The sequence below is a fragment of the Telluria sp. RT2P19 genome, from assembly GCF_059685725.1.
In genome coordinates, this window is the sequence record NZ_JCASIL010000003.1 from 73735 (window position 1) to 89855 (window position 16121).

10 protein-coding genes are annotated in these 16121 nt (G+C 70.9%); 4 read left to right on the top strand and 6 right to left on the bottom strand.

What is annotated here, in order from left to right; all coding sequences use genetic code 11:
- Position 1: 1 nt before the first annotated feature.
- Positions 2-1369, top strand: a complete 1368-nt coding sequence (locus tag AC56KW_RS04650) for a VWA domain-containing protein (protein WP_497169565.1) — start codon at positions 2-4, stop codon at positions 1367-1369.
- A gap of 400 nt (positions 1370-1769) precedes the next feature.
- On the opposite strand, the gene AC56KW_RS04655 is transcribed toward AC56KW_RS04650, so the two are convergent.
- Together AC56KW_RS04655 and AC56KW_RS04660 are read right to left on the bottom strand one after the other, a co-directional pair.
- Positions 1770-1985: a hypothetical protein gene (locus AC56KW_RS04655; protein ID WP_497169566.1), complete on the bottom strand. Its 216-nt coding sequence runs from the start codon at positions 1983-1985 to the stop codon at positions 1770-1772.
- 102 nt (positions 1986-2087) lie between these two features.
- The gene (locus AC56KW_RS04660; RefSeq protein WP_497169567.1) at positions 2088-2792 is read right to left on the bottom strand and encodes an SDR family oxidoreductase; all 705 of its coding nucleotides are present in this window, start codon (positions 2790-2792) and stop codon (positions 2088-2090) included.
- A 269-nt stretch (positions 2793-3061) separates the two neighbouring features.
- On the opposite strand from AC56KW_RS04660, the gene AC56KW_RS04665 reads away from it, so the two are divergent.
- Genes AC56KW_RS04665 through AC56KW_RS04675 form a run of 3 tightly spaced genes read left to right on the top strand, consistent with a single transcriptional unit; the run spans position 3062 to position 5050 of the window.
- Positions 3062-3805, top strand: a complete 744-nt coding sequence (locus AC56KW_RS04665) for a hypothetical protein (RefSeq protein ID WP_497169568.1) — start codon at positions 3062-3064, stop codon at positions 3803-3805.
- Positions 3806-3833: 28 nt separating this feature from the next.
- Positions 3834-4502 carry a cysteine hydrolase family protein gene (locus tag AC56KW_RS04670; RefSeq protein ID WP_497169569.1) on the top strand — a complete coding sequence of 223 codons (669 nt, stop codon included), beginning with the start codon at positions 3834-3836 and terminating at the stop codon, positions 4500-4502.
- The gene (locus AC56KW_RS04675) at positions 4499-5050 is read left to right on the top strand and encodes a cysteine hydrolase family protein (protein ID WP_497169570.1); all 552 of its coding nucleotides are present in this window, start codon (positions 4499-4501) and stop codon (positions 5048-5050) included. Before AC56KW_RS04670 ends, AC56KW_RS04675 begins: the two co-directional genes overlap by 4 nt.
- A 17-nt stretch (positions 5051-5067) precedes the next feature.
- On the opposite strand, the gene AC56KW_RS04680 is transcribed toward AC56KW_RS04675, so the two are convergent.
- From AC56KW_RS04680 to AC56KW_RS04695, 4 genes are all read right to left on the bottom strand, one after another.
- On the bottom strand, positions 5068-7284 hold the full coding sequence (locus tag AC56KW_RS04680) for a TonB-dependent receptor (protein WP_497169571.1): 2217 nt from the start codon (positions 7282-7284) through the stop codon (positions 5068-5070).
- 194 nt (positions 7285-7478) lie between these two features.
- Entirely contained in the window at positions 7479-10298 is a 2820-nt protein-coding gene (locus AC56KW_RS04685) for an ATP-binding protein (protein ID WP_497169572.1), read from the bottom strand.
- A gap of 159 nt (positions 10299-10457) precedes the next feature.
- The gene (locus AC56KW_RS04690) at positions 10458-13115 is read right to left on the bottom strand and encodes an ATP-binding protein (RefSeq protein WP_497169573.1); all 2658 of its coding nucleotides are present in this window, start codon (positions 13113-13115) and stop codon (positions 10458-10460) included.
- A complete protein-coding gene (locus AC56KW_RS04695) occupies positions 13112-15928 on the bottom strand; it encodes an ATP-binding protein (protein ID WP_497169574.1) in 2817 nt (938 codons plus the stop codon). The genes AC56KW_RS04690 and AC56KW_RS04695 overlap by 4 nt, the downstream gene beginning before the upstream one ends.
- Positions 15929-16121 lie beyond the last annotated feature (193 nt).

The following is a 16121-nucleotide window of genomic DNA, read 5'->3' on the forward strand; positions in this document are numbered from 1 at the left end:
TATGTCCCCGATTCTTTACCGCCAGCGCGGCGCAATCGCCATCATGGTGGCCATTTCCATGATGGTCCTCCTTGGGGTGGTCGGCCTGGCGATCGACGCCGGCCTGGCCTACCTGGTCAAGGCGCGCCTGAATGCGGCGGTCGATTCGGCCGCGCTGGCCGGCGCCCGCGCGGTTACGACCGGCGCCAACCAGAAAGAGCAGATCGACAACGCGGTCGCCGCGGCAAAGGATTTCTTTGCCGCCAATATCCCCACCAATTATCTGCTGTCGTCACCCAGGATCCTGAACACCAGCGTGACGTTCAATGGGGGCCAGGCGGTGATCGACGTCACCGCCGATGCGAAAATGCCGGTGTCGATCATGCAGGTACTGGGCTTCGAATCGTTGACGCCAGTGGCGTCGGCGCAGACCATCCGCAACGACCTGGACATGGCGTTGGTGATCGACACCTCGGGATCGCTCAAGACTTCCGCGGCCACCGTCAAGTCGTCCTCGACGAGCTTCCTGAACCGGTTCAACGTGACCCAGGACCGGGTAGCGCTGATCCACTTCGCCGCCGGCGTCGAAACGGATAGTCCCATCAAGCCGTCGGAGCGCGGATTCGACCGCCCCGCCATGAACCGCGCCATCAATGGCTATGTCTTCGACGGCGGCACCTCGTCCTTCGAAGGCATGTGGGAAGCGCGCCGCCAGCTGAACTCGGTTCCCTCGGGCAACCGCTCGACGATGCGGGTCATCGTTTTCTTCTCGGACGGCGCGCCGACATCCTTCGGGGCCCTGCCCGAATTCATCAACGCCAACGATTGCAAGACCGCGGGCGCGCTCGACCGCGTGCTCAACGACGGCGGCCTGTCCAACCTCGCGTCGAGCCAACCGCGCGTCATCACCGAAGGCTGCAAGGTCTGGAGATCGTCCTTTTCGTTTCTTACCTGGCGCACCGAGACGGTGCCGGCGGTGCGTCGCCTGCCGGACTGGTACAACGGACGCAGCAGCTCGGTACGCGAGTTTGCCGTGGTGACGAACACGCCGCGCCAGGTCACCGCCGATATCAGCACGCCTGCCGCATTCGAGCGCAATATCCTTCGCGCATCACGCAACCTCGCCGAGAGCGTGGCGGCGAAGGCGCGCAGCGAAGGCGTCTACGTGTTCACGCTGGGTTTCGGCGCGGGCCTGAAGGAGGTCGTGGCCAGCGATACGACCAGCAACGGCGAGACGATCTTGAAGTGCATGGCCAACACCCCCGACGCGCCGGCGCGCTGCCAGAACCCGTCCCAGCCGGTCGGCATGTATTGCTACGCGGCGACCGACGCCGACCTGACGCCCTGCTTTTCGCGCCTGGCGTCTTCCATCCTGCGCATCTCGAAATAAGGGCGGGCCGCCCCCGCAGCCGCATCGCAGCAGCTTGTCGAGCGTGATCGGCAGGTCTCACCGGCTTGCCGCAGGCGTTGCAGACCGCGATCGCGATCGCCGCCATCGTGCCCGTGATGCCGATTTCGCCCACGCCGCGCATTCCGGCCCGCGCCTGGCGGATCTGGGATAGCAAGCCGCATCACTCGATCTGCGGCATGTCCAGATGGGCCGGCACATGTGTCCGGACCGGCTGGGATTGGCGATGCCGCCCTGCCGTCGATGGTGATGGTCGTAGACCCGGCAATCTTGGTTCTTGGATGCCCCGCCACCGCCTGCCGGGAGCGACGGAAACCGCCTGGCTTCCGATGCCGGGCGACCAAGTGCAGGGTTCGTCACGGATGAGGGCGCGCGCTTGCACTCAGGACGGCTTGTCGCGCGAGGGCGTAGCGCACGCCCGCCCGGGGACCGCCGTACTGATGGCGACGGCGACCGGGTCGCTGGCCGGGAAGGATTCGGCCAGCGCTTCGTCGAGCGCATTCTCGTCATGCGCGTCGCGCAGGATGTTGCGACGCGCCTGCAGGCGCTCGCTCGGATGCTGGCGTGTCTGCGCAACCCGCAGGTAAGAAATGCTCATCTGTTCGCTCCTGGCGACGTGGCTGCCGGGACGGCCGGCCACCTTGATTCACTGTAGACCACCGCAGGCCGATCGGCCAGCCCGGATTGCATGGCGCCGGAATCAGCCCGCGGCATCGAGATAGATGCCCCGTTCGAGCGAAAGCCCGCGCTTGACATCGCGCGTGAGCGCATCGGCCAGCACTTCGTCTTGCCCGGCCTCGAGGGCGGCGAGGGTTTGGGCCACGACGTCCAGCGGCGACGCCTTCGGCGCATCGATGCCGGCGGTCATGTCGGTATCCATGAAGGCGACATGCACGCCGACCACCTGCGTGCCCTGCCGCTTGAGGGCGATGCGCACGCCATTGGTCATCGACCAGGTGGCCGCCTTGGAGATGCTGTAGGTGGCGCCGCCCGGGATGCTGATCCAGCTCAGGACCGACAACACATTGACGATGGCGCCGCCGCCGTTGGCGCCGAGGATGGGAGCGAAGGCGCGGCACATGGCCAGGGTGCCGAACAGGTTGGTGTCGAGCTCTTGTCTGGCACGCTCGGGCGCCTCGTCGTCGAGCAGGTCGCCCCCGCGCACGATGCCGGCATTGTTGACCAGCAGGGTCACTTCGCCGCATTCGGCCGCTACGCGCCGCACCTGTTCCGGCCGGGTGATGTCGAGCTCGAGGGGAATCACGTCGGGCAGGTCGATGGCGCGCGGATCGCGGGCGCCGGCGAAGACCTGGCGCGCGCCGGCTTCGAGCAATAGCCGGGCCCAGGCGCGGCCCAGGCCCCGATTGGCCCCGGTGATGAGTACGACGGAATCCTTGACTTTCATGGCGCATCTCCCTGGTGGATCGCCAGGGCGCGTCTGCCCCGGACCATGCATCGATACTAAGGTCGGACCACGCGCCGCCACAGTAAATCCTCGTGAAACGGCGTGCGCCCGTTCCGGCGCAAGCATCCGGTCTCTCCCATTGGTGGCGGCAGCGCCCTAGAGGAACATTTCATCACACGTCTTTACAGCCGGCAGGATGCGGGGCGCATAAGCTCGTTGGCAGTCGCTGCAACACACCTCATGACTATACAGACCAACAGGGATCCATCATGACCGCAACGCGCACCATCCTCGCCGCTACCCTTGCCCTTGCCGCCTGCACCGCTGCCGCCCACGAAAGCCACAAGGGCGGGATCCAGAGCACCGGCGCCAGGGGGGTCAAGGCCGACTATGACATCATCCACACGAAAATCACCACCGAGGGCAATATCGCCACCTTCCACGTGGCGGTGTCCGGCAAGGCTGGCAAGACCTATCCCGCCAAGTCGGGCAAGCTGGGCGGCAGCACCGTGTTCTCGTATGTCTGGCCCACCACCATCGATCCTTATGTGGTCGGCTTCGAAAGCCGGGCCGGCATCCTGGCCTTTGCCGTCACGTCGCATCCCGACTTCGACGACACCCCGCTGTACGACGAGAACGGCGACGGCGACCTCGGCAACGACGGCAACCTGTGGCATTCGCACTGGGTGGTGCTGACCAAGGACGACGCCTGCGGCAAGGATGCGCTGAAGGTGGTCGACATCCCCGAGGGCGCCAAGCCGCGCCTGCCCAAGACCTGGCCCGGCTTTCCGATCCTGCTCGACAGTCCCGGCTGGAGCCCGTTGTTCAGGGCCGAGTCGCTCGAGGTCAAGGTGCCGTTCGACGATATCGGCGTGGTCGAGGCGGCGGGCTTCGACGGCGTCACGGCGGCGCTGCGGGTCAACGCCAGCGTCCATAGCCCGCTGCTGTGCGTGGCGGACGTGTTCAAGGTCGCGTCCGGGAAACTGACGCTGCCGGGCAAGGTCAACCAGTAGCAGCCGTCAATCACATCCGGGGGCGAGCATGAACGAGAGCGAACTGGCGCGCGGCCACACTGCATTGCTGCTGGTCGACCCCTATAACGACTTCTTGTCCGAAGGCGGCAAGCTGTGGCCGCGCATCGCCACCACGCGCAATGCGGCCAGGCTGCACGGCAACCTGAGCGCGGTGCTCAAGGGCGCGCGCGCGGCCGGCATTCCGGTGGTGACCGTGCCGCACCACCGCTATGCGCCGGGCGACCTGGACGCCTGGCGCTTCGCCACGCCCTACCAGGCCGGCAGCGCGCGCGCCCTCGTGTTCCAGCGCGGCGAATGGGGCGGCGAGTGGCATCCCGCCATCGGCCCGCTGGCGGGCGAGCTGGTGGTCAAGGAACACTGGTCCAGCAGCGGCTTCGCCAATACCGATCTCGACCTGCAACTGCGCCAGCGCGCCGTCACCCATGTGGTGCTGGTGGGCCTGGTCGCCAACACCTGCATCGAGGGCACCGGACGCGCCGCCTCCGAGCTGGGCTACCACGTCACGCTGGTGCACGACGCCACCGCCGCCTTCAGCAACGCCGCGCTGCGCGCCGCCCACGACCTCAATGCCTCCAGCTATGCCCACCAGCTGGTCGCGACCGAGCACCTGCTCGAGCAATTTTCCGCCATTTCCGCAACCACCCACCCCCACCACCACCACGAGGAATCATCATGAGCAAGCAAGCCCTGATCGTCATCGACGTCCAAAACGACTATTTTCCCGACGGCCGCTGGGAGCTGGCCAGGATGGAGGCGGCCAGCGCCAATGTCGGGCGCCTGCTGAGCCACTACCGCAGCCGCGACACGCCGGTCGTCCACATCCGCCACGAATTCCCCGACGCCGCCAGCGCGCCCTTTTTCGCGCCCGGCTCCGAGGGCGCCGCGATCCACCCGTCGGCCGCGCCGGTCGAAGGCGAGCCCGTGCTGCTCAAGCACCACATCAACTCCTTCCGCGACACCGCCCTGCTGGACATCCTGCGCGGCCACGGCGTCGACGAAGTCGTCATCTGCGGCGCCATGAGCCATATGTGCGTCGACGCCTGCACCCGCGCCGCCAACGACTTCGGCTTCAAGGTCACTGTGGTGCACGACGCCTGCGCCTCGCGCGACCTGGAATTCGACGGGGTCAAGGTGCCGGCGGCGCATGCCCACGCCGCCTTCATGGCGGCGCTCGGGTTTGCGTATGCCGCCATGCGCACGACCGACGAGGTCACCGCGCGCTAGGCACGCCGCGCGCCGCCTCAGAAATCACGGCGCGCGGTCAGCAAAACGGTACGCGGCGGGTTGAAATAGGCAGAATCGATGCCGAGCGGCGCGATGAAGGTGCGCAGCGTCGGGTAGGCCCGATCTTGCAGGTTCCTGACCCGCAGCGACAGTGTCCAGTCGCGCGCCGCCGTCCGGTAGCTGGCCGCCAGGTTCACGTAGGTCTGGGCCGGCACGGCGAGCCGGGCGGCATTCGACACGTCCGAATAATGGCCGCGCACATACTTTGCCGACAGGTCGAGCGTGAGCGAGCCGCCACCGGCCAGCGGCTGCACGTGGCTCACGCCGCTGATCGCGCTCAGCCTTGGTGCGTTGGGCAGCGCGTTGCCGACATAATCCCCTGCCTCGGCGCCGCCCGGATTGGCGAACTCGTCGAAGCGAGACGCGAGGGCTTCGAGCGACACGGTCCAGCGCGTGCGCGGCGCGAGCGCCACCGCCAGGTCGAGGTCGACGCCATGGCTGCTGGCCCGGCCGGCGTTGACCAGGACCGTGTCGGTCAATTGGATGCCGCCGATGCGCACGCCGGTCAGGCCCGCCAGATAATCGTGGTAATCGTTGCGAAACAGCGCCAGCGCCAGTGTGGCCTTGCCCCCCGCATACCGTCCCTTCAGGCCGGCTTCGAAGGTGCTTACCCGCTCCGGGTCGGTGGCCTGGCGCGCCGACGCCAGCGATTCGGCCGCGCGGTTGAAGCCGCCGAACTTCTCGCCGCGCGCATAGCTCGCGTACAGGTAGGTGGCGCCGGTCCACTGGTAGTCGACGGCGATGCGCGGCAGCACGCCGGCACTGCGGGTCGACAAGTCGTCCACACGGTAGATCTGCTGGGTGCGCACGCCGGCGCCATCGACGCGCCAGAAGCCGTTGCTGCCGGTCTGGCGCGTCTGGTAGGCGCGCAGGCCGAGGGTGAGGCCGATACCGCCAGCGAATGCGCGCCGGCCCTGGGCGTAAAGGCCAAGGTCGCGCGTCACCTGGCGCGTCGCCGCATCCGAATGGATCGGGGCCGGCGCTGCCAGCGGCTGCGCATGCGTCAGGCGCAGGAATTCGAACTCGTCGCGCACCAGCATCGCCCCGGCGGTCCAGGCCAGCCGCGGGCCGCGCCCCTGCAGCTGCAGCTCCTGCGAGAACGCCTCCTGCTCCACCTTCTGGTCGATCGTCAGGCGCGCCGTTTCCAGGCCCCCGAAATCGGCCTGGAGCGGATCGTCGCGATAGCGCCGGTAGCCGGTGATCGAGCGCAGTTCGAGGCCACCGGCCAGCCGCTTGACGAGCCGCAGCGATCCGCCGCCGGCGATGCGCCGGAACGCGTCCATGCCGGCGGTCGTGAAGGTGGTGCGCGGCGCCGCGCGCGGATGGTTGAGCGGGTAATTGAGCGTGTTGTTGTCCGAGCGGTCGCGCAGGCCGTCCAGCGCCAGCACCACGTCCAGGCCGGGCGTGCCGGCCCAGCGCAGCTTGGCCTGGAACTGCGCGGTGTCGAGCCGGTTGACGTCGCGCTCGATCGCCGCGTTGTAGCCGAAGCCGTCGGTGCGGCGGCCCGACAGGCCAAGGCTGCCGGCAAGGCCGGGGCGCCCGAGCGCGCCGTTGAGGTAGGCGCGCGCTTCACGCGCCCCAGGGTTGCCGGCAGCGACGGCGACCCAGGCGGCCCGCTCTGCCTCGGGCGCGCGGGTCACGTACTTGACCGCGCCGCCCGATGAGTTCTGGCCGTATAGCGTGCCTTGCGGTCCGCGCAGCACTTCGATGCGTTCGATGTCCGGCAAGTCCCAGACCGAGGTCGCGTAGCCACGCACCAGCGGCACGTCGTCGAGGTAGATGCCGACCGCCTGGCTCATGGCCGGCAGCGACGCCCCGACGCCGCGGATGGCGACCGCCTGCGGCATGTTCGAGAAGCCGTTCGGCACCGACACCCCCGCCACCACGCCTGCCACGTCCTGCAGGTCGAGCACGCCCTTGGCCTCGATCTCGCGCGCGTCGACCACGCCCACCGAGACGGGCGTGGTGCGCGCCAGGGTGCTGACCCGCTCGGCGCTGACGACGACCTCGGGCAGCGGGCTCGGGGCCGCTTCGGATGCCGGCGGCTGGGCCAGCACGGCCGGTGCCATCCCGGTGCCGGTCCCGGCCGCGATGGCCAGCGCGACCGCCGCCGGCGCCCCGCGGGTAGAGCGTGGCGGCCCCGCCGGTATCGTGCCCATGCTTGAAGTCGTCATCGTCGCACGCCTTGCTCGTTGCAATGCCTGACATGCTAGACGCGGCGCGTGTGCGCGGCTGTGAAGATGTGTGAAACAGGTGGGCCTGAAGCAAGCGGGCGTGAAGCAAGCGGATGTTAAGCAAGTGGGCGTGAAGCAAGCGGGCATGAAGCAAGCGGACGCGAGGCAACCGGCATGCCGCGCGCCTGTCCCCTTCAGGCAATCGCCAGCCGTGCGCGGCAGGGAAAGGTGGGCGCCGCACGGTCCGCGCCTTTGAGCAGCGTGCGGGCGCGCTCCACGTCGGCGCCGCACGCGCCCTGGGCAAAGCGTGCGCTGATCGCACGCAGCTCCGTCCATCCTTCGGCCTCGCGCGTCGTCCCGTCCCACAGTGCAGCCAGGCCGGTGGCGATGCGCAGCTCCCAGCCCGCCGCGCCCTGGCGCCGCGCCAGCGCGCGCGCGGCCAGCCAGTAGCCCTCGGCCAGCGCCCTTGCCCTGTGGTCGGCCGCGCCGGCCCCGAGCAGGCGCTCGCCATGCGCGCGCAACACTTCAGGCGCGCACCAGCCGAGCGTCCCGCTGCGCACGCGCCGCAAGCTGGCCGCGTCGACCAGGCGCGGATCGACGGTCGCGAGCAGGTCGCGCAGCGGAACCGGCAGCGCAGCGAGCATCCCGGGCGCCAGCGTCGCGGCTTCACGCTCGAGCAGCGGCGCCAGCACATCGCGCCAGGGCCGCCAGTAGCTGGCGGCACCATCGTCGATTTCACGGCCCAGACGCTCGCGCAACGCGCGCGCCTGCGCTCGGTCGCCGCGCCACAGGGCGACCGGCAGCGCCGCCATGCCGAGCGCGAAGCAGGTGGCGAACGGGTGGCCGCCTTCGGCGAGCGCCAGCGCCTCTTGCGCCTGCGCCCAGGCCTGGTCGGGCCGTCCCTGGATCCAGGCGGTCCTGGCCAGCACCGCCAGCATCGGCAAGGTGCGCGGCGCCGGCCCCAGGTAATGCACGTGGCGCTGCACCGTGGGGCTTTCGATCACGGCGCCGGCAGTGCGCGCCGCCTCGCCGTGCATGCCAAGGCAATGCAAGGCCTGGGCCCGGAAACGGTAGGCCAGCAGCAGCGCGCCCGAATCGCTCAGCCCACCCGCCAGCGGCGCCATGCGTTCGGCAATTTTTCGCACCACGCCATATTCACCCTGGCTCATCGTCCATCCCGCCAGCGCATGCAGCGCCTGCACCGCCATCCGCGGCTGGGTCGTGCGCGCCAGCGTCTCCAGCCGTACTATCGACGGCGCCGCGTCCATCGGGTCCGCGTGACACAGGCCCAGCAGCAGCACATGGACCACCAGCAAGCGCAGCTCCAGGTCCGCGGGTGGCTGGCGCAAGTGCGCCAGCGCGTCGAGCGCCAGCCGCACGTGGCGCCGGTGGGTCTCGACACGGCCGCATTCGATCATCACGAACCAGCCCGAGGCCGCCAGCTCGACACCGAGCGCCGGCGCCCCCTGGTCTCCCATCGCCCAGTCGAGCGCGGCGCCGAAATCGTCGATGGCGCCCCCGTAGCGCTCGCGCCAGGCGGCGCCGCCCATCCGGTGCAGGTCGGCGTCGGCGGCGCGGTACAACGCCAGCATGGCCGTCGCGTGACGCAGCGCCAGCGCCGCCAGTTCGCCGCTGCGTGCGAGCCGGCGCCGCGCATAGGCGCGCGTGGTGTTGACCAGGCGGTAGCGTGGCGCCGGATCGGCATCCTCGACCTCGACCAGCGAGCGCTGGCTCAGCACGAGAATGCTGTCGGCGACGCCATTGGCGTCGAGCTGGCCGCAGGAGCACACCTGCGCCGCCAGGCCGAGGCCGAAGGGGCCGCGAAACACCGACAGGCGCGCCAGGACCGTGCGCTCGCGCGCGGCCAGGAGCCGCCAGCTCCAGTCGAGCATGGCGTCCAGCGAGCGGTGGCGGCCAGCGCCGAGGTTCGCGGCGTCTTCGTCCGCCGGGAACAGGGTCTCGAGGCCGCCGATGGCCACGATACCAAGCGCTGCGGCCCTGGCCGCGGCCAGCCCGATGGCCAGCGGATTGCCATCGAGCTCGCGGCACAGCGCCGCCACGTCCGTCAGCTCGCAGGCGCTCAGCGCCGGCACCCCGGCATGCAGCGCGAACAGGCGCAGGGCCGGATCCGTCAGTGCCTGTTCGGGTAGCGGTGCGGCCGGCGGCGGTGCCAGCGGCGCCAGACGGTAAACCCATTCGCTGTGCAGGCACAAGGCTTCGCGGCTGGTGGCAAGCAGGCGGACGTCGGTCGTCATCTCCAGCACGCCCTCGGCCAGCAGCGCCACCGAATCGGTCATGTGGGCGCAATTGTCCAGCACCAGCAGCAGTCGGCGTCCGTCCAGCACGGCGCACAGCTCGGCCAGCGTTCCGACGGGTCCGGCGTCCAGCACCGCCGCGACCGCCTGTGCGAGCCTGCCGGAATCGGCCAGCGTGGCCAGGTCGACATAGGCGACGCCTCCCGCGAACTCGGGCGCCAGCCGGGCCGCGGCCACCAGCGCCGTCATGCTTTTCCCCAGGCCGCCGGCGCCGACGACCGTCACCAGTCGGCGTGCGCGTATTGCGTCGACCAGGGCGGCGACCGCCTCCTCGCGGCCGAGCACCGGCATGCTGGTCGACGGCAGCGAGCGCACGACGGGCGTGGGCAGGGCCGGGGCAAGCACGGGCCGCGCCACCGGCTGGCGCCGCACTGGCGCCACGAACGCATAGCCGCGCCCAGGGACGTTGACGATATAACGCCGGCCAAGCTCGCCTTCGCCCAGGACGCGCCGCAGCAGCGCGACGTGTGCGCGCAGGCGGCTGCGCTCGGCGTCATCGCCCGGCCACAGGCGCGCGCTGATCTCGCGCTTGCCGACGACGTCGCCCGCCCGCGCGACGAGCAGCAGCAACAGGTCGAAGGGGCGCTCGCCCAACGCGACCGGGGCGCCGTCGCGGCGCAGCGCGCGCGCCCCTGGCGACAGGACGAAAGGACCAAACGCGAGCGCCATGTCGTCCGGTGGCGGGGAAATCGGGTGCACCTCCATCAGCTTGCCTCTAAATGGTTGGCAATACCCTCATGATATGAGACAGGTCATAAAACTGGAGTGAAAATGTGTGAAATCGATGCCAGGCGGATTCCATCCTCCGCGCGCCGCCGCAGGCCCGCCGGCGGGCGTCCGTCGCGGCCTGGCCATCCTTCACGCGGGTCCGTGCACGGCCTCCCAGTCGGCGATGCGCAGCTGCCAGGCCAGTGCTCCCTGCTCCGTGGCCAGCGCCAGGGCCCGCCGTAACATCGCCCGCGCCCCTTTCCCGTCGCCATCGGCCAGCAGGTGTCCCGCATGGGCGCGCAGCGTTTCCGGGGCGCACCAGCCAACCCGCCCGGCCAGCACCCGCTCGAGCGCCGCCGGCGCGAGGAAGTCGGGATCGAAGGTCGCCAGGTGGTCCGATTGCTTGCCGTCGCGCGCGGCGATGCGCTCGGCGCACGCCAGCGCGAGCGAGCGCCGCCCGGCACCGGGCGCCAGCGCCATGCAGGCCAGCACGTCGCGGTAGAAAGCGGCCCAGGTGTGCCACAGGCCGAACGAGTAGCGGCGCGCATGCTGTTCCAGCTGCGCCAGCAGCGGCTCGCAGGCGGCCAGGTCGCGGGCCCACAGCGCAATCGGCAGCGCGGCCATTGCAAGCACATGACACTGCGTCATCGGCCGCTCGGCCTCGGCGCGCGCCATGGCGTCGGCGCAGGCGCTGGCGGCGCGCGCGGCATCGCCGCCCAGCCAGTGCGTGCGCGCCATGACGATGCCTACCGCGACCCGGGTCGGCACAGGGGACGTGACATAGCCGAGCGGCACGCTGCAGGCGCCGCCGACAGCGGCCTGCGCGGCCGCCAGCGCTTCCTCGTGGCGCCCCATGAAATGCAGCGATTGCGACAGCGCCTTGCGGCCGAGCTGGGCCAGCACGGGATCGTCCTGGGCGCGCGCCGTCTGGGCCATGTCGTGGGCGGTCGCCAGCGCCGCTGGGTAATCTGCGCTGCCGAAAGCCACGCACCAGCGCGCCATCAGGACGCCACTGGCGATCTGCGCCTCGCTGTGCGCGCGCACGTCGTGCAGGGCGTTGGCGTGTGCGCGCAGTACCGAGCTCACGCTGCCGCCCGCTTCGCTCCGGCTGTCCCAGGTGAACCCGGCAAGGCGCAGCCGCAGCAGTGGTGCTGGCTCGGCCGTGCCGGAAAGAACCTCCAGTGCCTGTGCGACCCGGCCGCCGAACTCGAGCCCGGCGCCGGCCTGCTCGGCCAGCGGGAAGCCGAGCGCCGTCAGGCGTACCCCGAGCATGCCGTCGCCGTCGGCGCCGAAGGTCCAGTCGAGCGCGGCGCGCAAGTCATCCAGCCACGGTGCGTGACTGGCCAGCCAGGCTTCGCGGCCCATCGTCATCCAGGCCCCATGGGCGCTCTCGAGCAGCGTGCGCAGCCAGTCGGCGTGGCGCGCGCGCACCGCCGCCCGGTCGGCGTCGGCCGCGTGCAGCCGCGCGGCGTAGGCGCGTGTCGTGTCCAGCAGGCGCGGCCGGGCGCCCGGTTCCGGGGCGACGCTCACCAGCGACTTGGCCATCAGGCCGATGACGATTTCCTTGACATCCTCGAGGGCTAGTCCGGGGTCGCCCGCCACTGCCGCGGCGGCGTCCAGCGTGAAGCCGCCGCGAAACACCGACAGCCGGCGAAATACGGCCTGCTCGTCGCGCCCGAGCAGGTCATAGCTCGAGGCCAGCATGGCGCCCAGGCTCAGGTGGCGACTGCGCATGCCGTCCAGGTCCTCGTTCGCCGCCTGTGGATCGCGGTCGAGCAGGTGCTGGTCCAGCCGCAAGGCCAGCGCCTCGAGTCCCAGAGAAGGGGTCAGTGCCGCCGCCAGCTCCAGCGCCAGCGGCAAGCCGTCGAGGCCGCGGCACAGGGCGGCGACCGGATCGAGCTCGTCCGGCGCCAGGTCGCGCTCGCCAAAGGCGCGCGCCGCGAACAGCCTGACGGCCGGCGCGGTCCGTATCTCGGACGCGTTGGCGCCAGGCGGCGGCACGCCCATCGCCGCCAGCCGGTACACCCGCTCGCCGTCGGCGCGCAGCGCCTCGCGACTGGTGGCCAGCACCGTGACGCCGGGCGCGGCCGCCAGCAACAGCTCGGCCGCGCCCGCCGCGGCATCGATCATATGCTCGCAGCCGTCGAGCACCAGCAGCGTGCTGCGTCCAGCCAGCAGCGCGCCGAAGCGCTGCGCCAGGTCGCGCTCGCGGCCCGTGGCGCCGTCGGGCATGCCCAGCACCTGGGCCAGCGCCGGCAACAAGTGGCGCGCGTCGGGCATGGCGGCCAGGTCGAGCACATGGGCGCCGTCGCGCACCCCGGCCTGTTGCGCCAGCGCCAGCGCAACGCTGGTCTTGCCGATGCCGCCGGGACCGACGATCGAGACCAGGCGCTCTGCAGCCAGCAGGCGGCCGAGCGCCGCCAGCGCCGCGGCGCGCCCGAACAGCACCCGCCGCGGCGCATCGCCCACCGGCAGCTTCAGCGCATAGCCGGCGCCGACCTGCATCGCATAGATGTCTGGCGCGTGCACGGCCAGCGCGCGGTTGACGGCGGCCACGCGCTCGTACAGCCCGCCCGCGCCGGCCGGCGCCGCGCAAAAGCGCACCAGCACGTTCTCGGGCACGACGGCGCCGCGCCGTTCGACCAGCGCCGCCAGCAACGCGGCCTCGCCCGGCGCCAGCGCCAGCACCGCGCCGCGCAGCCGCACCGCCTGGCGCGCCGGCGCCAGCTCGAACGGGCCGATGGCGAGCGTATCGCCATCATCGGTCACGGCGGCCAGGGCTGCCACGCCGCCAGCAATCATTGTCATGATGCCTCCAGGACTGTCAAGGCGGCGCGCAGGTCGGCGCCGTCGTGGTGTGCGTGCAATGCCTGCACGATCGGCTCGAGCAGCGCCGCGCCGCGCGCGCGGTCGGACGACTCCCGCCACAGGCGCGCCAGGCTGGTCGCGCAGCGCAATTCCCACGCGCGCGCGCCTTGCCGGCGCGCCTCGTCCAGGGCGCGCAGGAACAACGCCTGGGCCGCGCCCTCCTGGTTTGTACCTGCGCCCAAGAGCTGTTCAGCGCTGGCGCGCCATACCTCGGGCGCGCACCATGCGACCAAGCGCCGCTCGCAGCGCAGCCTGGCCTGGTGGTCGGCCAGGGCGCTCCAGTAGGTGGCCAGGTGGTCGCCCTGCTTGGGGTCCATCTCCCAGGTCGAGCACGACAGATCGTTGGCCCGGCTCGAACGCGCCACCAGCACCTGGCGGTACAGTTGGGCCCAGCCGCCCCAGTACTGCAGCGCGTTGCGCTCGGCCAGATCCGCGAGGTGCGCGGCCAGTTCGCCGGCCCACGCGTCGTCGCCGCGCCAGAGCGCCACCGGCAAGGCCCCAAGCGCCACCGCGCAGGCGCGCGATACCGGCGCCCGGTCCTTGGCCGCCAGGTCGAGGGCGTCGCGCGCGATCGCCGCCGCCTCGCCGCCGCGGCCCTGCAACCACGCGGTCCGCGCCAGCAGTATGCGCATCGACACGCCGCGATCGATCGGGCTGGTCATGCGCAGCGGCGACTTGCCGCCCGGCGCCCCGAGCACCTCGCGCGCCAGCACGGTCGCCGACTCATGCTGGCCCAGCATGTGCCAGCACTGGGCCAGGGCGCGCCGCGCGACCAGCAGCGAGCGTGTGTGTCCGGCCTGTTCGGCGACCTGCCGCATCCGCTGCGCGTATTCCTGCGCCGCGGCGTACTGGCCCGCGCCATAGCAGCGCACGAAGGCGTCGTACAGGGCCTCGGCCATTTCGATGGCGCTGCCGCCGCTCACCGCGTGGTCGAAGGCGCGCTCGAAGGGTGTCCAGTCGGGCGCGCCGCCGGGCCGGGCCGGGTCGGCGGGAAGCTCGGTGATCGACAACGCCGAGCGCAGGCGCACTTCGTCGAGCGGATTGGCCGATGCCCCCGCGCCGATGGCTTCCAGGGCTTGCGCCGCATAGCGCCGCAGCTCGGGCTCGCGCACCACTCCCGACATCAGGATGCACGAAGATGCGGCCAGGCGCGCGCCCAGTTCGCGGTCGCCGCCCGGGCCGAAGGCCCAGTCGAGCGCGCCCCGCACATTGCCGACCAGGAGACTGGCACGCGCCAGCCAGCTCGACTGATCGAGCGTTTCCCAGGCCAGCTCGCACTCGCCCAGCAGGGCCGCCGTATGGCGTGCATGGCGCAGCGCCACCTGGTCGCGCGCCGGATCGTCGGCCAGCTTGTCGATGGCGTAGGCGCGGGTGATGCCGAGCAGCGCGAAGCTGGCGTCCGGCCCGCGCGTGTCGGCGGCCAGCAGGGACTTCGATACCAGCGCCAGCACGCAGCGCGCCACCTCGGCATCGCTGTCGGCGCCGCTGTCGGGTCCATCCTCGGCCACCGCGATCGCCGAATCGAGCGAAAACGCGCCGCTGAACACCGCGCAGCAGCGCAGCACATGCTGTTCCGCGGGCGTGAGCAGCTCATAGCTCCAGTCGAGCAGCGCACGCAGGGTGCGGTGGCGCGGCAGCACCGTGCGCCGGCCGCTGCCCAGCAGGCGCAGGCGGTCGTCGAGCTGCTCGATCACCCCGTGCATGCCGAGCAGGCCGACGCGCGCGGCGGCGAATTCGAGCGCCAGCGGCACGCCGTCGACACGCCGGCACAGCTTCACCGCCGCCGGCAGCTCGGCCGCGCCGAGCTGGAACGTGTCCATGCTCGCGCCGGCGCGCTCGGCCAGGAGGCGCAGCGCCGGAAAGGCCAGCGCCTGCTCGACGTCGAGCGCCGGATCGTCCGGCGGGCAGGCGAGCGGCGCCAGGCGGTGCACCCATTCACCCACCGCATCGAGCGGTTCGCGGCTGGTCGCGACGACGTCGACCTGCGGCGCGATGTGCAGCACCTGTTCGATGAAGGCGGTAGTCGGATCGATGAGGTGTTCGCAATTATCGAACACCAGCAACAGGCGGCGCGGCGCCAGCCAGCGCTCGATGGTCAGCAGCACGCTTTCGCCAGCCACCGCGATCCCCAGCGCCGCCGCCAGCGCGTCCGGGATCTGGGCCCCGCCCGACAGCGGCGCCAGGTCGACGAAGCAGGCCCCGTCGGCATACTCGGCCCGCACCTCGGCGGCCAGGCACACCGCCAGCGTGGTCTTCCCGATCCCGCCGTGGCCGACGATGGTGACCAGACGGCGCTGCGCGAGGCGCGCGCGCAGTTGACGCAGTTCCTCGTCGCGGCCAAGGATGGAGGTCAGGCGCGGCGGCAGCGGACGCGTGGCGCCGCCCGCCGCTTCCGGCGCCGGCGGCAGGCCGCTCAGGACCGATACCGGCGCGATGAAGCTGTACCCGCGGCCCGGCACATTGACGATATAGCGCGGCTCGCCGACGCCATCGCCCAGGGCCTTGCGCAGCGCCCCGATGTGCACCCGCAGGCAACTGTCCTCGACGATGCTGTCGGGCCAGATCGCCCGTTCGAGTTCGGCGCGGCTGACGACCTTGCCGGCCCGCTCGACCAGCATCACCAGGAGGTCGATCGCCCGCCCGCCCAGCCGCACCGGCGTGGCCCCGAGGCACAACTGGCGCCCCTGGCGCAACAGGCGGAAGGCGCCGAAGGCATACGTGTCCTGCGCGTCCCGTGCATCGTGCCTCGCCACCGCTCGTTCTCCCCTGGACTGTTGCAGACCCAATACCTTCCGCTCCGCAGCATTGTCTTATTTCGCATCAAGTGAATACACGACCACCCAACGATTACCCATGAAACATATGGCACCCACCATTTTGAGCGGGAAATTGCCCCTTTACCAATAAATTATTGTGAAAAAGCGTTCTGGTCCAATAGCGTGCATC